Source organism: Thermosynechococcus sp. TG215 (genome assembly GCF_031583455.1).
GTDB lineage: Bacteria > Cyanobacteriota > Cyanobacteriia > Thermosynechococcales > Thermosynechococcaceae > Thermosynechococcus.
Map to the genome: position 1 here is coordinate 1,693,180 of NZ_CP134178.1, position 20,266 is coordinate 1,713,445.

General features: G+C 53.1%; 14 protein-coding genes and 1 pseudogene. 12 read left to right on the forward strand and 3 right to left on the reverse strand.

Translation table 11 applies throughout. The annotated features are described in order from the left end of the window. The 10 genes and pseudogenes from pstA (at position 1) to RHJ02_RS08305 (ending at position 13,551) form a co-directional block, all read left to right on the forward strand. Positions 1-948, forward strand: coding sequence for a phosphate ABC transporter permease PstA (pstA, locus tag RHJ02_RS08265; protein ID WP_206199761.1), 948 nt, complete (start codon positions 1-3; stop codon positions 946-948). Then, positions 942-1,745, forward strand: a complete 804-nt coding sequence (gene pstB, locus RHJ02_RS08270) for a phosphate ABC transporter ATP-binding protein PstB (RefSeq protein ID WP_225901538.1) — start codon at positions 942-944, stop codon at positions 1,743-1,745. Before pstA ends, pstB begins: the two co-directional genes overlap by 7 nt. Positions 1,746-1,855: 110 nt before the next feature. Beyond that, on the forward strand, positions 1,856-3,418 hold the full coding sequence (locus RHJ02_RS08275; RefSeq protein ID WP_206199762.1) for a polysaccharide deacetylase family protein: 1,563 nt from the start codon (positions 1,856-1,858) through the stop codon (positions 3,416-3,418). 30 nt (positions 3,419-3,448) lie between these two features. Then, the gene (locus RHJ02_RS08280; RefSeq protein ID WP_206199763.1) at positions 3,449-4,120 is read left to right on the forward strand and encodes a Uma2 family endonuclease; all 672 of its coding nucleotides are present in this window, start codon (positions 3,449-3,451) and stop codon (positions 4,118-4,120) included. A gap of 23 nt (positions 4,121-4,143) precedes the next feature. Beyond that, the gene (locus RHJ02_RS08285; RefSeq protein ID WP_206199764.1) at positions 4,144-4,809 is read left to right on the forward strand and encodes a Uma2 family endonuclease; all 666 of its coding nucleotides are present in this window, start codon (positions 4,144-4,146) and stop codon (positions 4,807-4,809) included. A gap of 125 nt (positions 4,810-4,934) precedes the next feature. Beyond that, a complete protein-coding gene (locus RHJ02_RS08290; RefSeq protein ID WP_206199765.1) occupies positions 4,935-5,801 on the forward strand; it encodes a cyanophycinase in 867 nt (288 codons plus the stop codon). A gap of 93 nt (positions 5,802-5,894) precedes the next feature. Beyond that, on the forward strand, positions 5,895-8,585 hold the full coding sequence (gene cphA / locus RHJ02_RS08295) for a cyanophycin synthetase (protein WP_206199766.1): 2,691 nt from the start codon (positions 5,895-5,897) through the stop codon (positions 8,583-8,585). 150 nt (positions 8,586-8,735) lie between these two features. Further along, positions 8,736-9,446 carry a hypothetical protein gene (locus RHJ02_RS08300; RefSeq protein ID WP_310800113.1) on the forward strand — a complete coding sequence of 237 codons (711 nt, stop codon included), beginning with the start codon at positions 8,736-8,738 and terminating at the stop codon, positions 9,444-9,446. After that, positions 9,421-9,858: pseudogene (locus tag RHJ02_RS13150) on the forward strand (DUF2290 domain-containing protein). Before RHJ02_RS08300 ends, RHJ02_RS13150 begins: the two are co-directional and overlap by 26 nt. Before the next feature lie 45 nt (positions 9,859-9,903). Then, positions 9,904-13,551, forward strand: coding sequence for a hydantoinase B/oxoprolinase family protein (locus RHJ02_RS08305; protein WP_310800114.1), 3,648 nt, complete (start codon positions 9,904-9,906; stop codon positions 13,549-13,551). A gap of 10 nt (positions 13,552-13,561) precedes the next feature. On the opposite strand, the gene RHJ02_RS08310 is transcribed toward RHJ02_RS08305, so the two are convergent. Beyond that, positions 13,562-13,963: an AbrB family transcriptional regulator gene (locus RHJ02_RS08310; protein WP_206199770.1), complete on the reverse strand. Its 402-nt coding sequence runs from the start codon at positions 13,961-13,963 to the stop codon at positions 13,562-13,564. Between the two features lie 497 nt (positions 13,964-14,460). Continuing rightward, entirely contained in the window at positions 14,461-15,069 is a 609-nt protein-coding gene (locus tag RHJ02_RS08315) for a Uma2 family endonuclease (protein WP_206199771.1), read from the reverse strand. Positions 15,070-15,158: 89 nt separating this feature from the next. On the opposite strand from RHJ02_RS08315, the gene RHJ02_RS08320 reads away from it, so the two are divergent. Both RHJ02_RS08320 and RHJ02_RS08325 read left to right on the forward strand, forming a co-directional pair. Continuing rightward, positions 15,159-18,170 (forward strand): SMC family ATPase, encoded by a 3,012-nt coding sequence (locus RHJ02_RS08320; protein WP_310800115.1) that lies wholly within the window; start codon positions 15,159-15,161, stop codon positions 18,168-18,170. Positions 18,171-18,242: 72 nt separating this feature from the next. Further along, the gene (locus tag RHJ02_RS08325) at positions 18,243-19,493 is read left to right on the forward strand and encodes a VWA domain-containing protein (protein WP_310800116.1); all 1,251 of its coding nucleotides are present in this window, start codon (positions 18,243-18,245) and stop codon (positions 19,491-19,493) included. Here RHJ02_RS08325 and RHJ02_RS08330 read toward each other — a convergent pair. Further along, positions 19,485-20,261, reverse strand: a complete 777-nt coding sequence (locus RHJ02_RS08330) for an SAM-dependent chlorinase/fluorinase (RefSeq protein WP_310800117.1) — start codon at positions 20,259-20,261, stop codon at positions 19,485-19,487. The two genes, RHJ02_RS08325 and RHJ02_RS08330, sit on opposite strands and share 9 nt — an antisense overlap. Positions 20,262-20,266 lie beyond the last annotated feature (5 nt).

The window sequence follows — 20,266 nt, forward strand, 5'->3', positions numbered from 1 at the left end:
ATGCGTAGCCAACGAACGATTCTCAATAACCTCCGCAATTCGATCGCGATCGCGGCCTCGATTCGGGAGCGCAAGCGCTGGGAACAGTTTTTTATCGTTTTAGGTTGGTTCTCCCTGCTAGTCGCCTTACTCACCCTTGTTTTTCTTGTGGGTGACCTCTTCCTGCGCGGCTTACCCATGCTGAACTGGAAGTTTTTTACTTCACCGCCGAGTAGTGACCCCGAAGAGGCAGGTATCCTCACGGCATGGGTGGGTAGTTTATTGGTCATTCTTGTAACGGCGTTTGTGGCTATTCCTTTGGGCATTGCGGCGGGCATTTACCTCGAAGAATATGCTCCCAAAAACTGGCTGTTGGATTTCATTGAGGTGAACATTACCAATCTGGCGGGTGTGCCCTCAATTATTTATGGCCTACTGGCTCTCGGTTTCTTTGTCTATATTCTCAACTGGGGCGAAAGCATTCTGACTGCCGGGTTTACACTGGCATTGTTGATTTTACCCGTGGTGATTGTGACCACCCGTGAATCCTTGCGCGCCATTCCCCAGGGGATTCGGGAAGCCGCCTATGCGGTTGGTTCGAGTCGCTGGCAGGTGATTGCTGATCATGTGCTGCCCTACTCGATGGGGGGGATTCTCACGGGGATTATTGTGGGTATCTCCCGCGCGATTGGCGAGACGGCGCCCCTGATCACCATTGGTGCTTTGACGTTTATCACGTTCTTGCCAGATCCACCGATTCAAAGCGAGTTTCCCTACATTTCGTTTAAGTGGATTTGGTCTCCCTTTACGGTGCTGCCGATTCAAATGTTTAACTGGGTTTCCCGTCCGCAAGAGGCCTTTCAAGTGAATGCTGCAGCGGCTGGGATTGTCCTGCTGGTGTTGACGCTGGCGGTGAATGCAACAGCTATTTATCTACGCTATCGTTTTAGGAAGAGTATCAAATGGTAAAACCTACAGATCGGGTCGTGACTACCGAGAACGAGCCACTGAAAAAGCTGGCAGAAGTTCGGGACTTGAACTTTTACTACGGTGGCAAGCAGGCTCTGAAAAACATCAACTTGCCGGTCTATGAAAAGAAAGTTACGGCACTGATTGGGCCTTCAGGTTGTGGCAAGACCACGTTGCTGCGTTGCTTTAACCGCATGCATGATCTGTATCCCGGCAATCGCTACGAGGGGGAAATTTGGTTGGGGGATGAGCAACCGCGTAACCTCCTGCAAATGGATCCAATCGAAGTGCGGATGCAGATTGGCATGGTCTTCCAAAAGCCCAATCCTTTCCCCAAGTCGATTTACGAAAACGTTGCCTATGGATTGCGGGTGCGCGGCATCAATAACCGTGCGATCCTCGATGAGGTGGTGGAGCGATCGCTCCGTCGTGCTGCCCTGTGGGATGAAGTCAAAGATCGTCAGAAGGAACCGGGCACGTCTCTGTCGGGCGGTCAGCAGCAGCGGCTCTGTATTGCCCGTGCCCTAGCCACTGATCCAGAGATTATTCTCTTTGACGAGCCAACATCGGCATTGGATCCGATTGCCACGGTCAGTATTGAGAACCTGATTAGCGAACTCAAGGAGCAAGTGACGATTCTGATTGTGACCCATAACATGCAGCAGGCGATTCGTATTTCCCAGTTCACCGCCTTTATGTATTTGGGTGAAATCGTTGAGTACAACGAAACCATGTCCATCTTCACGAAGCCAGTGGAACAGAAGACCGCCGATTACGTGAGTGGTCGCTTTGGTTGATCGCTGCGTCAAGTCCGCTTGAGAATGTGGTCTAAGAGGTAAGGTGTGGTTGTGAATCGATCGCTACCCTAGGGCTAGTAGTTATTTGTTCTCGCTCTAGGAGCGCAGTTATGGTGGCATCGCTGGAGTCAACGGTCAGGGAGATTTCACCTCAGGCGATCGCCCGTGAATTGGCGCTCCGCCTTGCGCCGCAGGCCACCTATGTGCGTGTCGCTCACTCCGCCGAAGGCTGGAAAATTCTCCTAGAGGCAGAGCAAATTCCCAATCAACGCACCTGCCTTGATGTCTTGGTTGCTTTTTTAAGTCCTGTCCTCCCCCAATCCATTGATGTCTATGGGCGACAGTTGGGGGGGCAGCGCCCTGCATGGGGAGTACGTCTGCGGCCTCGGCCGGTTGCAACCCCCACACCCACAACAGTTCGCGATCGCCAGCTTGAACCCTTAGCTTTAGCGGCCAGTGTCTTAGGGATTTTTGGTTTAGGAGCCGTCGGCCAATGGCAGTCTCCCAGTGTTTGGTTGGCAGCAGCACCAGAACCCAGCGTTGAACAAGTGCGATCGGTCATTCTCAATGCTGCGCCCACTCTGGCTCCCGCCCGCCCACCCCTGTGGTACCACTACTCACCCCCTGAGGCCTTCCGTGGCCGTGTGTTTAATCAGGTTACCTTACCCCCTGAGCAAAAGTTGGTGGCACTGACCTTTGATGATGGCCCTGATCCGACCTACACGCCCCAAGTGCTCGACATTCTTGCCCAAGAAAAGGTCAAAGGGACATTTTTTGCTATTGCCAGAGCCGTTGCAGCGCGCCCAAAATTAGCGCAGCGCATTGTTAGGGAAGGTCATGTCTTGGCCAACCACTCTTGGAGCCACGGCTACCATTACTTTAATCCTGCCGCTGCCCAGCACGAGGTGGATCAAAGTCAACAATTGATTGAAGACATCAGCGGGGCAAATATCAAGCTCTTTCGACCACCGGGGGGAAATCTCCATAATGGTCTGGTGAGTCGCGCCAGCCAACAGGGTTACGGTGTGGTGATGTGGTCAGTGGATCCACAGGATTGGTTACCTCGCCAAACGAGCGATCGCATTGTCAACACAGTTGTTCAGCAGGCGCATGCCGGTGCCATTGTCCTGCTCCATGATGGGGGTGGCTCTCGGCGAGCCACGGTTGCGGCCTTGCCCAGCATCATTGCCGAACTGCGGGCTAAAGGCTATCAATTTGTCACTGTCCCTGAGTTGATTGCGGCTCAAGAGCCAACAAGTCTACCAGAACCCCCTTCTTGGCTAACGATTCAAGAAACGGCGCAGCTTCAGCAGTTGGTTCTGCAACTGGAGACCCGCATTCAAGCTTTAGAAAAAGATTTAAGGACCACACCCCCATGGGCGATCGCCGAACGGGAATACCTAGCAGCCACCCTACGGGAGCAACAGGCAGCCCTGTCTTGGGTGCAACAACGGCTGGCCTTTGAACAAGCTGCTGCAGGTCAATATCAAGCGGCTCTCAAACTGGCGGAGCAGGCGACGCTTGCCGCTAAGGCACAACAATCATCAGTGGCCAAAATCTTGTGGCAGCGGGCGATCGCCACCCTAGACACCATTCCCAACACGGCCTTTGTTGCCCCCCTTGCCCGGATCAAGCAACGACAATATAGCCGCAGAATGCACCAACTAAAATAAAGGCAGCACGCGAATCCCCAACAGCCTGCCATGACAATTGAACACCCAGTGCAACTGCCGCCCCTTGAAAGTGGCGATCGCCTGACACGGGACGAATTTGAGCGGCGCTACGCGGCCATGCCTCAGCTGAAAAAAGCAGAACTGATTGAGGGAATTGTTTACGTGGCTTCTCCCCTACGCTACCGCAGTCACGGTCAACCTCACCTATTCCTAATCACTTGGCTCGGCACCTACTGTGCAGCCACACCGGAGGTCGAAGCGGCAGATGCCCCGACTATTCGCCTAGATGCCGATAATGAACCGCAACCCGATGCAATTTTACGCCTCAGCCACGGGGGGCGATCGCGAATTACTGCCGATGACTATATTGAGGGCGCGCCGGAACTTGTAGTTGAAATTGCCGCCAGCAGTGCCGCCTACGACCTGCACGATAAGCTCAGGGTGTATCGCCGCAATGGCGTTCAGGAATATCTTGTCTGGTGTACCTACGATCGCCAAATCCACTGGTTCTCGCTTGAAGCAGGAGAATACCAGCCACTTGTTGCCGATACTGAGGGGATGATTCGCAGTCGTCAATTTCCCGGACTCTGGCTTGCCCCTGAGGCATTACTGACCCATGATCTGGGTACGGTTTTGCAGGTACTCCAACAGGGAATTGCCACCCCCGAACATCAAGCGTTTGTGGCTCGCCAGCAGCGATAGAGAAGTTCTGAGGAGAGAGAGCCATGACACTAAAGTATTCTCTGCCGCCCCTTGAAAATGGCGATCGCCTGACACGGGACGAATTTGAGCGGCGCTACGCGGCCATGCCTCAGCTGAAAAAAGCAGAACTGATTGAGGGAATTGTTTACGTGGCTTCACCCGTTCGTGTCAGTCACAGTCAGCCCCATGCCGAGATCATGGCTTGGCTCGGTTTTTACAAAGCAGCTACGCCGGGGGTTCTTGTCTATGACAATCCGACCGTTCGCCTAGATGGCGATAATGAACCGCAGCCCGATGCTGTGCTCCGCCTTGAAAGCGGGGGCAACTCCCGCATTAGTGAGGATGGTTATATCGAGGGGGCACCGGAACTCGTGGTTGAAATTGCCGCCAGCAGTGCCGCCTACGACCTGCACGATAAGCTCCGGGTGTACCGCCGCAATGGCGTTCAGGAATACCTCGTCTGGTGTACCTACGATCGCCAGATCCACTGGTTCTCACTTGAAACGGGGGAATACCAACCACTTGCTGCCGATACTGAGGGGATGATTCGCAGTCGTCAATTTCCCGGACTCTGGCTTGCCCCTGAGGCATTACTGACCCATGATCTGGGTACGGTTTTGCAGGTACTCCAACAGGGAATTGCCACCCCCGAACATCAAGCGTTTGTGCAAATCTTGACCGAAACTTAAAAAATTTCCCTAATCTGGCATTATGCTGTATAGAATCCCCGTGTCAATAGGGGAATATTGGCATCGCCCTTGCCAAATGCATCGATATCTGTCTGCCGATTGACCGTTTCATTCACCGTAGCCCTATGTTGCAATTAGACCCCATTTCCAAAACGACCAATCAACATTCTGGTCACAAAGGTTTAGTGATGGCGATCGGGGGAGCCGAAGACAAAGTACGTGGGCGACAAATTCTCACCACCTTCTGCCAACGTGCTGGCGGCCTAGATGCTGTCATTGGCGTCATTCCCTCTGCTTCCCGTGAACCCGATGCCATGGGGCGACTCTACCACGATATTTTCCGCGAAATTGGCGTGCGCGAAGTGGACGTTCTATTGGTGGGCGATCGCGCTGATGCCGAACAGGAAGAGATGCTAGCTCGCTTGAGTCGCTGTACTGGCATTTTTATGTCCGGGGGCGATCAACTGCGTTTGTCGGCGCTGCTGGATGAAACCCCCCTCCTCTACCAATTGCGTCATCAAGTCTGGGAAGGCAAATCAATTCTTGGGGGCACGAGTGCCGGTGCCGCTGTCATGGGTGAGTGCATGATTGCCAGTGGGGGCAGCAATGAAGCTCCAAACCGCTCCTTAGTCGATTTGGCCACAGGCTTGGGTATTCTTCCCGATGTTTTAGTGGATCAGCATTTCCACAATCGCAATCGCCTCGCGCGCCTGATCAGCGCCATTTCTGCTCACCCCGACAAGCTGGGAGTCGGCATTGATGAAGATACCTGTGCCATGTTTGAAGCTGATGGTATGCTGCGGGTTCTTGGTCGTGGTTCTGTCACCATTGTTGATCCTCGGGATGTCAGCTACACGAGCTATGCCCATGTGGATGTTAACGAACCCTTGAGTATCTACAACTTGCGCCTGCACATCCTCAGTGATGGTGACTGCTATAATCTCCGCACCCATCAAGTGCAGCACAAATGTATTTTGCCTCCCCTAAATTAAGTTTTCAGGAAAGTGTTGCTTAAGATACAGTTTATTGCGTCACTCGCCTCAAAACTAAAAATGGTAAGCTGTCCTTAAAAAAGCCACTCTTCTATGAAAATTCTCAAATTACAAACGCTGCGGGGTCCTAATTATTGGAGCATTCGGCGTCATAAGCTGATTGTCATGCGTTTAGATCTAGAAGAGGTGGCCAACACCCCCTCCAATCAGATTCCCGGCTTTGTGGATGGGTTGGTGCGGGTTTTACCCAGTCTCTACAATCATTTTTGTTCCCTTGGCCATGAGGGGGGCTTTCTCACCCGCCTAAGGGAAGGCACCTACCTCGGTCATGTGGTTGAGCATGTCGCCCTCGAACTCCAAGAACTAGCAGGGATGCCCGTTGGTTTTGGCCGCACGCGGGAGACCTCAACGCCGGGGGTGTATCAAGTCGTCTATGAATACCAAGTGGAAGAAGCGGGTCGCTATGCCGGCCGCGCAGCGGTACGACTTTGTCAAAGCATTATTGATACGGGCACCTATCCCCAGCGCGAACTGGATCAGGATCTCGCCGATCTCCGCGAGTTAAAAGCCAAAGCCTCCCTAGGCCCAAGCACGGAAGCGATTGTCCGCGAGGCGGAAGCCCGTAATATTCCTTGGTTTGAGTTGAGCAGTCGCTCGATTATTCAATTGGGTTATGGTGCCCGCAGTCATCGCATGCAGGCCACCTTGAGCGATCGCAGTGGCATCTTGGCCGTGGAACTCGCAGGGGACAAAGAAGGGGCAAAGCGACTGCTTCAGGATGCCGGAATTCCTGTGCCCAAGGGAACCGTCGTCCGCTACATTGAAGACCTCCCTGAAGCCATTGAGGACATCGGCGGCTACCCGATTGTCATTAAGCCCCTCAACGGCAACCACGGTCGGGGGATTACGATTGACATCAACAGCCTAGAAGAGGCCGAAGAAGCCTTTGAAATTGCCAGCAGTGTCTCCAAATCAGTGATTGTGGAACGCTATCATGCGGGTCGCGACTTTCGGGTTCTAGTGGTCAATGGCAAAGTAGTCGCCGTTGCTGAACGGGTGCCAGCCCATGTTATTGGCGATGGCCGCTCCACTATCGAAGAACTCATTGAGAAAACCAACCAAGACCCGCAGCGGGGAGACGGTCACGATAATATCCTCACTCGCATTGAGGTGAATCACGACACATGGACACTCTTGGAAAAGCAGGGCTATACCCTAAATACAGTCTTGCAACCGGGGGAAATTTGTTATCTACGCGCCACGGCGAACCTGAGTACCGGTGGCATTGCCGTCGATCGCACCGATGAAATTCACCCGGAAAATGTTTGGATTTGCCAGCGGGCGGCTCGGATCATTGGCCTCGATATTGCGGGGATTGATGTTGTCAGCCCCGATATTAGTCAGCCCCTGCCTAAAGTTGGCGGTGTGATTGTCGAGGTCAATGCTGCTCCCGGCTTTCGCATGCACACGAACCCCAGCCAAGGGATTGCCCGCAATGTCGCCGAACCGGTGTTGAATATGCTCTTTCCACCGGGAACGCCTTGCCGCATCCCGATCTTTGCGATTACGGGCACCAACGGTAAAACCACCACCACCCGTCTCATTGCCCATATCTGCAAACAAACGGGGCAAACCGTTGGCTACACCACCACAGACGGCATCTATATTGGCGATTATCTGGTGGAAAAAGGGGACACCACGGGGCCTCAAAGTGCCCAACTGATCCTGCAAGACCCCACGGTTGAGATTGCTATCCTAGAAACAGCGCGCGGTGGTATTCTCCGCTCCGGCTTGGGCTTTGACCACTGTGATGTCGGGGTGGTGCTGAATGTGCAGGCTGACCATCTTGGCCTTGGTGATATTGACACCGTTGAACAGTTGGCGGACTTAAAGGCCGTGGTGGTGGAATCCGCTTGGCCGAATGGCTATGCTGTCTTGAATGCCGATGATCCCCTCGTGGCGGGAATGGCACGCCAAGTCAAAGCCCAAGTGGCCTATTTCTCGATGAATCCCCACAATCCGATTATTCGGCAGCACATTCAGCAGGGGGGTCTCGCCGCCGTTTATGAAAATGGCTATCTCTCGATTTTGAAAGGGGACTGGACGCTACGGATTGAGCAGGCAGAAAATGTGCCCATTACCCTTGGCGGTCGAGCCGGTTTTATGATTGCCAATGCTCTCGCTGCCAGTCTAGCCGCCTTTGCCCAAGGCATCAGTATTGAGCATATTCGCGCTGCCTTGACCACCTTCCGAACTTCAGTGGAGCAAACCCCCGGGCGGATGAACCTCTTTGATTTGGGGCAATTTAGTGTCTTGGTGGACTATGCCCACAATCCAGCAGGGTATGAGGCCATTGGTGAATTTGTCCAAAAATGGCCAGGGCAGCGCATTGGTGTCGTTGGCGGACCGGGCGATCGCCGTGATCAAGACTTAGAACAACTGGGTGAACTCTCGGCAAAAATCTTTGATTGGATCATCATTAAAGAAGATGACGATACCCGTGGCCGGCCGCGCGGCGATGCCGCCTATTGGATTGAGCGGGGAGTACATCACCACAGTGTCCAACGCCAATACGACATCATCCATGACGAGGTAGCAGCGATTCAATTTGCCCTCGATCGCGCCCCCCAAGGCTCCCTAGTGGTGATCTTTCCAGCGGAAATCAGCCGCACCATTCAACTGATTCACCAGCATCATCAACGACTCCAAGGGGAAACGACCAATGGCTTTCACAGTGAGGGAATTTCCACTAGTGGTGATCTCAATCCCTCCATCTCCCATTAGGCAGTTTCTCGACCACTAGCAACGCTGATCTGATCAAGTCACTCTGATCAACAGCGAGAAGCACAGTATAGGCCTTTTCAAAAAGGTTGGAGGATCTCACCGCTTTTACGTACTCCCTTTATATTAGAAAGAATTCATAAATAATCAATTATGAACGAGATTCATTTCATCCACGGCATTAACAATAAGCCAGTTGCTTCTAAAGCACTTGAACATGCACTTCAAGCAATCTCAAACATCCACGGAGAGTGTTTTCTGGGGTATCTTCTACCGACACCAGAAGGACTTTCAGCCATTGAGAATCTCTCCTCTTTACGGAAAAAGTCTCAGCAACGCCAAATTAATAGACCGAATTCTCGTGGAGCAAAGCTTAAGCAACTAGAAGATTCAATTGCTACCCTCGACCATCAGCAACATCGGGCGGTGATTGAAACCATTGATGGCGTCCAACGGATTCGTGGCTTAGCAGGCTCCGGTAAAACTATTATCCTTGCTCTAAAGGCTGCTTATTTACATAGTCAACACCCTGATTGGTACATTGCAGTAACCTTCCAGACGAGAGCCTTAAAAGGACAATTCAAGCGCCTAATTAATCAGTTCTGTATATCGCAAACCAATGAGGAACCAGACTGGACAAAAGTGCGGATAGTTAACGCATGGGGAGCTAAGGGGGATGAAGAACGGGATGGACTTTATTATGAATTTTGTAGAGTTACGGGTAGTGAGTTTCTTGATTTTTCAACAGCTAGGAGTCGTTTTGATAGTAGTGAAAAAGCTTTTGACAGTGCTTGCCAGCTAGCACTTGATACAGTCACAAAAGTACCAGAAATTTATGATGTTATTTGGCACTGGTATAATTAATGATCAAAACTTTCCTAAGATAGTTAGGCACCCCAAATCCATATGGGATGTCAAATTTGATCACTGTGAAAACATTGCATTAGTAATAAGTGAAACGGATTATTCAGTAATTCACCAAATACTTACAAATAATAGATGCTATAGTGTAAAAATGATTGATAGTGGATTGCTTCAACTTATTTATCGGTTCCAAAGAAATACTCTCATTCAGCATCGCCTTGCTTATTATCCATCTCCTCAACTACTGCCATTTCAAGAAGATCCAGCATCTTATTTTGAAGACACGCACTTCCTTTAGATTATTAATAGACGTACTATTGCTTTTCCTTTGCGGTTTGACTTTGATCAGCAAGCGGCTATCAATAAGACACACCCAGCTTGTCATCTAACTTTGGGCGATGCAAAAAATTGATGAAAGTGGTATGGTTCACGTTGTCATTCCTGATATAGAGTGATCATGAACAATGCGGTTGCAATGAAAGCCAAATGGCAATTTTGGATCGATCGCGGGGGCACGTTTACGGATATTGTCGCCCGCCGTCCCGATGGTCAAATGGTGGTGCACAAGCTGCTCTCAGAGAATCCAGAGCAGTATCGCGATGCAGCAGTAGCGGGAATTCGTACTCTCATGGGGTTGGCGCCGGATGCCCCCATTCCCAGTGAAGCCATTGAAATTGTGAAACTGGGGACAACGGTAGCCACCAATGCCCTTTTAGAACGCAAAGGCGAGCCAACGGTGCTCCTGATTACCCAAGGCTTTGGGGATGCTCTAGCCATTGGCTACCAAAACCGCCCGGATCTGTTTGGCTTAGCGATTCAGCAACCGCCGCCCCTCTACAGCCATGTCATTGAAGTCAAAGAACGGGTGAGTGCCCAAGGGGAAATTCTCGTCCCCCTTGACTTAGAAGCCCTGAAGCCCCAATTGGCAGCGGTCTATGACCAAGGCATCCGCAGTTGCGCCATTGTGCTCGTGCATGGCTACCGCTACCCTGACCATGAACAACAGGTGGCAGCCTTGGCAAGGGAGATGGGGTTTAGCCAAGTGTCGGTGTCCCACGAGGTAAGTGGCCTGATCAAGCTGGTCAGCCGGGGCGATACGACTGTTGTGGATGCTTATTTGTCGCCGGTGCTGCATCGCTATCTACAGGGGGTGCAGGGGGAGCTGGGGGAGATTCCCCTCTACTGTATGCAGTCCAATGGCGGTGTGGTGGCGGCGGCCTGCTTGCGCGGTAAGGATAGTCTGCTTTCAGGCCCTGCTGGGGGGATGGTGGGGGTGGTGCGCACCGCTTTAGCCGCAGGGATTGAGCGGCTGATTGGTTTAGATATGGGGGGCACCTCGACAGATGTCTGCCACTATCGTCACAATCCGGATGCCCCTTGGCCAGAGTATGAGCGGTGGCAGGAAACGACCATTGCGGGTGTGCGGCTGCGATCGCCCCTCCTAGCCGTGCATACCGTCGCTGCCGGCGGTGGCTCGATTTTGCGATTTGATAAGGGGTGCTACCAAGTGGGGCCAGACTCTGCCGGTGCCAATCCCGGACCTGCTGCCTATCGTCGCGGCGGACCTCTCACGGTGACCGATGCCAATCTCCTCTTGGGGAAAATTCAGCCCGCCTATTTCCCCGCTGTCTTTGGCGCCGATGGTCAACAGCCCTTGGATCGCGAGACGGTGGAACAGCAATTTGCTCAACTGCGCCAAGAGATCTACGAGAGCACCGGAGATGCCCGCAGTGTTGCCGATGTGGCGGCTGGTTTTATTGAAGTGGCCGTGAATACCATGGCACAGGCAATTAAGAAAATTTCCCTAGAGCAGGGGCACGATGTGCGCGACTATACCCTCTGCTGTTTTGGCGGTGCCGGCGGCCAACACGCCTGTTTGATTGCCGAGGTGTTGGGAATGCCGCAGGTGTATCTCCATCCCTATGCGGGGGTGCTCTCGGCCTACGGCATTGGTCAGGCGGAGCTGCGGGTACTCAAGGAGCAAACGATTGAACAACCCCTCACCGCCGCTGTTCTGGGGGAGCTGCAAGGCCAAATTGAGCAGCTAAAAGGGCAAGCAATAGATGAACTTGTTGCCCAAGGGGTCGATCGCCTGCAGATTCAAAGTCAAGTGCGCATCGGCTTAGGTTATGTGGGGACAGATACAATCCTCTGGGTGCCCTGGGCAGATTTGGAAAGGATGGCAGCCGCATTTGCCCAAGCCCATCGCGATCGCTATGGGTTTACTATACGGGGGCGATCGCTCCGCATCGGTCAAGTCGCAGTTGAAGCCGTTGCTGTTCAGGCAGTTCCAGCGGTCACGATGCCCCCTGCCGCCACAGAACTCACGCCCCTTGCCCATGTGTCGGTTTACAGCAAAGGCCAATGGCACAAAGCACCCGTCTATGAGCGCGATCGCCTCCCTGCCCATCAGATCATTGCAGGGGTGGCCTTGATCTTAGATGCTACGGGTACCAATGTGGTTGAGGCAGGCTGGCAGGCCGAAGTGGATGATCAAGGGGGGCTGTGGCTACGTCCCCTTCAGGAATCTCCGAAACCATCAAAGCAGATAGCTCCCACCGTTGCCGATCCTGTACAACTTGCGATTTTTCAGCAGTTATTTCGCGCCATTGCTGAGCAAATGGGCGTCACACTCCAGCAGACCAGTGCCTCGGTCAATATCAAAGAACGGTTGGATTTTTCCTGTGCTCTGTTTGATGCTGCCGGCAACCTTGTGGCCAATGCCCCCCATATCCCCGTCCATTTGGGGTCAATGAGCGAAAGTGTTAAGGCACTGCTGGCTGAGAAAGGCAACACCCTCCGGGCGGGTCAAGTTTTTGCCACAAATAATCCCTATCGCGGTGGCACCCATCTGCCGGATATTACCGTAATTACCCCCGTATTTCTCAAGGGGGAAGCGCAACCCGCCTTCTTTGTTGCCTCACGGGGGCACCATGCTGACATTGGGGGGATCAGCCCCGGATCCATGCCGGCCAATAGTACCGATGTCCGTCAAGAGGGCATTCTCTTTGATAATGTGCTGCTGGTGGAGGGCGGGGAGTTTCAAGAGGCCGCCATTTATCAACTGTTGAGCCAAGCCCCTTGGCCGGCTCGCTATCCTGAGCAGAATCTGGCGGATCTGCAAGCCCAAATAGCCGCCAATCAGCGGGGGGTACAAGAACTGATTACCCTGTGCGATCGCTATGGTCGCGAGGTTGTGGCTGCCTACATGGAATTTAGCCAAGCCAATGCCGCTGAGTGTGTGCGCCAATGCCTGCGATCGCTCCAAGGGGGTCGCTTTTGCGTGGCCATGGACAACGGCAGCCAAATTCAGGTGCAAATCACTATTGATAGTCACGAAGGCACCGCCTGCCTCGACTTTGAGGGCACCTCCCAGCAAACCAATGACAATTTCAATGCTCCCCTTGCCATTACCAAGGCGGCTGTGCTGTATGTCTTCCGAACCCTCGTACAGGAGGACATTCCCCTGAATGCGGGCTGTTTGCGTCCCATTGAACTGCGGGTGCCGCAAGGCTCACTGTTGAACCCCCAGTTTCCGGCGGCGGTGGTTGCTGGCAATGTCGAAACCTCGCAAACCCTTACCAATGCCCTCTACGGTGCCCTCGGCATTATGGCAGCGGCTCAGGGAACGATGAACAACCTCAGCTTTGGCAGCGATCGCTATCAATACTACGAAACCATCTGTGGCGGCGCTGGGGCAGGAGCCACCTTTGCCGGAGCCAGTACCGTGCAAACCCACATGACCAACTCTCGACTCACCGATGTCGAAGTGTTAGAAAACCGCTACCCCGTGATTGTTTGGGAGTTTTGCCGTCGCCGGGGCAGTGGGGGCAAAGGGCAGCAACCGGGAGGAGATGGGGCAATTCGTGTCCTTGAGTTTCGTGAACCCATGACCGTCAGCCTCCTCAGCCAGTCGCGCAAAATTCCCCCTTTTGGCCTTGCGGGTGGTGAGTGCGGTGCAGTTGGTGAAAATCAATGGCTGAAATTCGGCCAAATCCCCCATCCCTTAGCAGGAACCGCCACAATCAATGTTCAAGCAGGCGATCGCCTGCGCATTTGTACCCCAGGTGGTGGTGGCTTTGGGGTACCTCAACTCTCAGATTAGATATATCAAATTAATCTTCATCGTCGGTGGGTTGACCGTTGCTGCTCACTTGTCTAAGGTGAATGTGCTTACGGCCAAGGGTAATTTCAAATTCATCCCCCGGCTTGAGATTCATTTGCTTGGTATAAGCTGAACCAATGAGCAAATTACCATTGGCTTGTACCGTGATTCGATAACTAGCACTGCGACCGCCTCGGCTACCACCACGTCCTGACTTCGTATCAAGATTCATCCCCAAGGCTTCAAGAAGCGCCTTATTAAACTTCATTTTGCTGATGCGCTCCTTACCACTTTGGGTGATCGTATAGTAGCCACAGGCCTTTGCTTTTTCCTCGTGGCTGAGATGTTCCAATTGTTTGTACTTCTCTAATAAAGCAGCACCTGTCAAGGGTTCTACTTGTTTGCGTCCCATTTTAACCTACCTTTTCAATGATCCAATACTGTCTATTCATTGGCGATTCAATCAAAGAGTGCCAAAGTCTGACAGCGGACTCGTAATGAATGAGTGTCTACTTTTAGCAAACCATAATTTTTTTCAGAATTCAAGTTGCGATCGCCCTTGAGTCAGGGTTTTACATTTCCTTTAGACGAGTTACATTGACACTCTTTTCACAGGGACGCAAGAGGCTCAAAAAAGGTGAGGGCTAGTGTAGAAAGTACGCCACCTCTTTTACAGCCCTTTTCACAGGTGTCCACAGACTCAACGCTACAAAAGTCACGACGGAAGAGATTTCTATCAGCATTTATGTGTCCCCTATTTAAGATAAGGGCGGTAGATGCTCTATCCTTCAAAACAATGACGCTAATCAAACTTACGGCACTTTTTGCAAGAATTGAATACGCTCACAACAGTCGCTTCAGTGTGAGGTGGAAAAGCCCAAGAGTGTCAAACCCGAGTTGGCCTGCTGATCATTGTGAATTATTTGGGAAAATAGAAGCAAGCTCAAGCACTTGTTCGGGGAACTGCGGCAATTGCACAACGCCACTGGTCGGAATAATTCTCTTGCTGAGGTAGCCAAACTGCCGCGGTGTAATTTCAGCAGGTTCGCTATAGACTTCCAGTGTGCGATCGCTAACATTGAACAGCCAATAATAGGGAATCTTGGCTTCAGCATAAAGCGATAGTTTCACTGTGCGATCGTACTCTAGGGATGAATCCGCCACTTCTATCACCAGGAGCGTGTCCGCAGGTGTGGGATGGGCTGAGGCATAGTCATCTTCTTGGTTTTTCACGATCGCCACATCGGGTTCTGGCTCACCATCAAAGGCAATCGTAATCGGCGACTGGCACTGAAGCGTGGCGCGATCGCCCACAATCTTCGGTAAAATTCGCAATAATCGCCGCAGACAGCTTTCGTGCGCTGTTCCCTTGGCCGCCATGCGCACCAGTTCCCCCCGAATTAGCTCAATGTGGTCATCTTCACTCAGAAACCCAAGTTCCAGTAAACGGTGGTAGTCCTGCACCGTAAATCGCACTGGTTGGGGGGTTGGAGTGGGTTGGCAAGTAGTAGTGATCATGATCTTAATTTTAGGCAGAGTCTCAGAAGTGACGCATTCTTCGCTAGAGAATGCCCTAAACTGTGGAAACATCAAGGGTGTGGTGCCCTATGATTCCACGTCAACTGGTATTGCGCAATTTCCTCAGCTATCGCCAAGCCACTCTTCCCTTTGCGGGGTTACATCTGGCCTGTATTTGTGGTGCCAATGGGGCGGGCAAGTCCTCGCTTCTTGAGGCGATCGCCTGGGCACTGTGGGGGCAAAGCCGCGCTAGCCGTGAGGATGATGTGATCTACTACGGCGAAATGGAAGCCCAAGTGACGTTTGAGTTTAGCGTTCAGGGGCAGACCTATCGGGTGGTACGGTTGCGGCGCCGCGAGCAACATACGGTTTTAGAGTTGCAGATTCAAACAGTAGCGGGCTATACCTCGCTAACGGGGCGATCGCTACGAGCAACACAGGAAAAAATCATTCAAATTCTGCGCCTTGACTACGCCACGTTCGTCAACAGTGCCTATCTGCGCCAAGGCCGTGCCGATGAATTTATGGCCAAACGCCCCAGTGAGCGCAAGCAACTCTTGGCCACCCTTTTAGGCTTGGATCAATACGAGACCCTAGCGGAGGCGGCTCGCGATCGCGCCCGTGACTACAAAGCCCAAATCAGCGTTCTGGAACAACGCCTCCAGAGCCTAGGGGAGCAACTCGCCCAAGAACCGCAGTTACGCGCCCAACAGGCAGCGGTGAGCCAGCAGATTCAACAGCAACGGCAGCAAGTCGAGCAGTGTCAACAACGGCTCCAAGAGCAACAGGCCGCCTACCACGTCTATCAACTGCAACAGCGGGACTATGAACACCTGCAACAGCAGCGAGACACCCTCGGGACAACAATCGCCCATCTCGAGCAGCAGTGCCAGACGCTCCGCCAAGAACAGGCCGCGATTGCGGATCTAGAAGCCCGTGCCCCCCTCTTGGAAGCCGCCGTTAGCCAATGGCAGCGCCTGAAAACCGCTGAAGCGCAATTGCAGCAGTGTTTTGCTGACTATCAACGGCTGCGCCAAGAGCGCGATCGCCAGCAGCAGAACCTCGACCAGCAGCGCCAAGACCTTCTACGCACCCTGCATGGATTGGAGAGCCAGCAGCAATTTCTTCTGGAACAATGCCAGCAGTTTGAAAAGCTCCTCAAGCAAGAAAATCAGATTGTCGCTGCCTTTGAACAGTTACAGCGATCGCGCGCTCAGCTCCAAGCCCAGGAAGAGCTTCAACAAAAAGTCTTTCCCCTTCTGCAAGTCAAACAGCGCCTTGAACTGGAACGGCAACAGCAGGAACAACGCCTCCGCAGCCGGCGCGATGAATTGCAACAGTTGTGGCGGCATCTCCATCAACAGGTGGAACGACAACCCGCTCTCCAAGAGGCAGTGACATTGATTACTGCCCAGATTGAAACCCTTGAAAAACAGCGCATCTATCAAGACCATGTGCGGGAAAAGGGACTAGAGCGCCGCCGCTTCCTAGAGCAACTGCAAGCCCGCCAGCGGGAATATGAGCGGCAAATTAATCAACTGGAGCAGCGCTTAGAACTGCTGAATCAGCCGGGAGCGATTTGCCCCCTGTGTCAACGTCCCCTCGATGCCGAGCACCACGAAGCTGTCCTGCGCCGCAATGCCGCCGAAAAAGAGGATCTGCTGAATCAGTTGTGGGTGATTCGTGAGCAATTGGCGGTCACCGAGCGGGAAATTCAAGTCCTACGGCGGGAATATATTACCGTGGGCTATGAGATCTCGCAACTGACGCAACTGTTTGAGCAACGGGGGCAACTCCAGCAGCAACTCCAGAGCACACAGGATTTAGAACCGCAATTGGATCGCTTGGCCGCAGAAATTCAGCAGATTGAGCGGCAGCTGAGGAACGGCCATCAGGAAACCCTTGGGGAACTGCAAGCCATTGAGACGGAACTGAAACGCCTGAACTATGACGAGAAAAATTTGGCGATCGCCCGCGGGCAAGTGGAAAAATGGCGTTGGGCCGAAGCCAAGGAACAGGAACTCCGCCAAGCGCAGCGGCAATACCGCCAAATTCAGCAACAACTGCCGGCCCTAGTGGCACAACAGGAAGAACTGCAACGCCAACTCAATGCCCTTGAAACTCTCTCCCCCTTGGCACAAACCTTGGCCACCATTGATCAGCAGTTGGCGGCCTTAGCCTACGATCCTGAGCAGCATGCCCAAATTCAGGCACAACTGGCGGCATTAGAACCGGACTATGAGGCCTATCAGACCCTGCAACGGGGGCGATCGCGCCAACCCCAACTCCGCCAAGACCTCCAGCACCTAGAGGAAACGCTGCACCAACAACGGGAACAACTGCAACGCATTACTGACAAACTTGCTACCCTTGAGGACACTGCACGCGCCGCCAGCCGCCTTGCCGCCGAGCTGAACCAACGTCAACAGGAACTCCTGAAGCAGCAGCAGACCCTCGAAGCTAACCTTGCCCAGCAGGGCAAACTCACCGCTGAATTAGAGCAACTCCATCGCCTAGCCCAGGAATACGAACAGGGACAGCAAACCCTTGCCCACCTCCGCCATCAATACCGCCTCTACTGCGAACTAGCCCAAGCCCTAGGCAAAAATGGCATTCCTGCCATGCTCATTGAAACCGTCTTGCCCCATCTGGAGGCAGAAACCAACCATATCCTAGGCCGCCTGAGTAACCATCAACTCCATGTCCAATTCATTACCCAACGCAGTCGGCGGCGCAGTGGCGCTGATACTAAGCCCATTGAGACCCTCGATATTCTCATTGCCGATTGCCAAGGGACTCGACCTTACGAAAGTTATTCGGGGGGTGAAGCCTTTCGCATCAATTTTGCGTTGCGTTTAGCCTTGGCCCGACTGTTGGCACAGCGATCCGGCAGTGATGTTCAGTTTCTCATTATTGATGAGGGGTTTGGTACTCAAGATGCCCAGGGCTGTGAACGGCTGATTGCCGCCCTGAACGCGATCGCCCCTGAATTTCACTGCATCCTCGCCATTACCCATGTGCCTACCCTCAAAGAAGCCTTTCAAACCCGCATCGAAGTCACCAAAATAGGGGGAGCCTCCCAACTCAGCATCATTACCTAGGACAGGGGTAGCAGCTTGCGGCACAATATCGGCAAAATGATAGAGTAGGGTCAGCAACAGCACACTTTGCCAATGACGGTTGAACTTATTGCCAAACTCAGCGATCCCATTGTCAGTGCCGGACAGGGGGCACAGCGCCAACTGGAACTAACGTTAGCGGCACAGCGACAACAACAGCAGCGCGCTCCTCTCAATCTCTGCCTGATTTTGGATCACAGTGGCTCAATGGCATGGCAACCTTTGGCAATGGTCAAGCGAGCCGCGCAGTCCTTGGTGGATCGGTTACTGCCGACGGATCGCCTGAGTATCGTGGCCTTTGATCACAAAGCTCAGGTGTTAGTGCCCAATCAATTTGTGCAGGATAAAACTGCAATCAAGGAGCAAATTGCAACCCTTGAGCCAAGTGGTGGCACTGCCATTGATCTGGGGATGAAACTGGCTCTGACAGAGTTGGCCAAAGCCAAACAGGGAACCATCTCCCAAGCCTTTTTGCTCACCGATGGCGAAAATGAGCACGGCGATAACCAACGCTGCCTTGAACTGGCCAAGCTGGCAGCAGAGTACAACATTACGTTTAATACCTTAGGGTTTGGCGTTCACTGGAATCAGGATGTCCTCGAGCAAATTGCCGATGCAGGCGGCGGGCGGCTGATGTTTATTGAGTATGCTGAGCAGGCAATCGCCTGTTTTCAAGCGCTCTTTAGCCACATTAGCAGCGTGGACTACACCAATGCCCATGTCCTATTGACCCTGAGTGAGGCGGCACAACTAGGGAACTTCAAACCAGTCAACCAAGTGGCTCCCGATACGATTGAACTCACCTACGACAGCCCCACCCCCCACGAGTATGTGATTCGGGTTGGCGATGTTTCCGCTACCGTCAAACGCACACTCCTGATCACCCTGAGTACCCAACCCTTGCCCCCAGGCTCTCACCTCATTGGTTTTGTCCAAGTCCGCTACGATGACCCCGTGCAGCAAGCCACTGGCCTTTTCTCCGAGAGGATTCCCCTGACGCTCACGGCAGAACCCGATCACATCGCCCAAGTGGATCCAGAAGTACAGCAGAGTATACTCACCCTCGAAAAATACCGCAAAACCCAGTTGGCAGAAACAAAGCTGCAAGCGGGAGATACCGCGGGCGCTGCCACCTTTTTGCAAAGTGCTGCCAAAACGGCTCTGCAAATGGGAGATACGGAAGCAGCAAAAGTCCTTGAAGCCTCGGCTCAAGAGCTACAGCAACAATCTACCCTCAGTGAAGCCGCCCTCAAGCGCACCCGCATTGCCTCAAAAACAGTCCTGAGCAATCCCCCCTCAAACTAGCCACACAGCATCGCCATTCTGGCAGCCTAAGAGCGACTGGGCATTGCCCCTATTAACGGCTAGCTCAATAAACCCATGACTGCCTACTAATGCCATCAGATGTTGAGGTGGAACATCACCATAGGTGTGGACGAGGGGAATCTGCTGCCCCTGAATCTGAATGTGGTGGTAGTCCTTGGCTAAAAGCGCCGCAGGGAGTGTGGTGATCACATTCCCAAAGTGATCAATCGCTTGAATCCAACCTTGGATGCCTTGGGGGGTAATCTCATAGGTGAGATGGGGCAAGCGCACCAAACTGTCTGGCTCAATGGCAGAGCCAAGGCGCGCCAAATCGGTTCCTGCGGCTAAATGGGCGGCCACGGGGGCAAAAATATCCCGCCCATGGAAGGTAGCACTGGGGTTGGGGGTGCGCCAAAACTGCGGCTGGGTGAGTTCAACCACTCGCTGAGGAGGATAGCGATCGCACACTTGACTAAAGACACCATTATCGGGCCCCACACAATACCCGATCCCCAGATCAAGGGCGATCGCCCGCCGACGGGTTCCCACCCCCGGATCCACCACCACGACATGCACCGTTTGCGGGGGAAAATAGGGCACCGCTTGCAGCAGTTGAAAACTGGCCGTGCGACAATCCTGCGGCGGAATTTCATGGCACAGGTCAATCACTTGGGCTTGGGGATAAAGACTTAAAATCACCCCCTTCATCACACCGACATAAATATCCTGATGGCCAAAGTCCGTCAGTAGGGTAATGCAGCAAGCCATGGGCG

Bases quoted from the DNA above. Each gene is read 5' to 3' on its own strand.
- RHJ02_RS08300 (WP_310800113.1), top strand. From the start codon at position 8,736: ATGAACGAGATTCATTTCATCCACGGCATTAACAATAAGCCAGTTGCT.
- RHJ02_RS08290 (WP_206199765.1), top strand. From the start codon at position 4,935: ATGTTGCAATTAGACCCCATTTCCAAAACGACCAATCAACATTCTGGT.
- RHJ02_RS08275 (WP_206199762.1), top strand. From the start codon at position 1,856: ATGGTGGCATCGCTGGAGTCAACGGTCAGGGAGATTTCACCTCAGGCG.
- RHJ02_RS08330 (WP_310800117.1), bottom strand. From the start codon at position 20,261: ATGGCTTGCTGCATTACCCTACTGACGGACTTTGGCCATCAGGATATT.
- RHJ02_RS08320 (WP_310800115.1), top strand. From the start codon at position 15,159: ATGATTCCACGTCAACTGGTATTGCGCAATTTCCTCAGCTATCGCCAA.
- RHJ02_RS08325 (WP_310800116.1), top strand. From the start codon at position 18,243: ATGACGGTTGAACTTATTGCCAAACTCAGCGATCCCATTGTCAGTGCC.
- RHJ02_RS08310 (WP_206199770.1), bottom strand. From the start codon at position 13,963: ATGGGACGCAAACAAGTAGAACCCTTGACAGGTGCTGCTTTATTAGAG.
- RHJ02_RS08305 (WP_310800114.1), top strand. From the start codon at position 9,904: ATGAACAATGCGGTTGCAATGAAAGCCAAATGGCAATTTTGGATCGAT.
- pstB (WP_225901538.1), top strand. From the start codon at position 942: ATGGTAAAACCTACAGATCGGGTCGTGACTACCGAGAACGAGCCACTG.
- cphA (WP_206199766.1), top strand. From the start codon at position 5,895: ATGAAAATTCTCAAATTACAAACGCTGCGGGGTCCTAATTATTGGAGC.
- pstA (WP_206199761.1), top strand. From the start codon at position 1: ATGCGTAGCCAACGAACGATTCTCAATAACCTCCGCAATTCGATCGCG.
- RHJ02_RS08285 (WP_206199764.1), top strand. From the start codon at position 4,144: ATGACACTAAAGTATTCTCTGCCGCCCCTTGAAAATGGCGATCGCCTG.
- RHJ02_RS08280 (WP_206199763.1), top strand. From the start codon at position 3,449: ATGACAATTGAACACCCAGTGCAACTGCCGCCCCTTGAAAGTGGCGAT.
- RHJ02_RS08315 (WP_206199771.1), bottom strand. From the start codon at position 15,069: ATGATCACTACTACTTGCCAACCCACTCCAACCCCCCAACCAGTGCGA.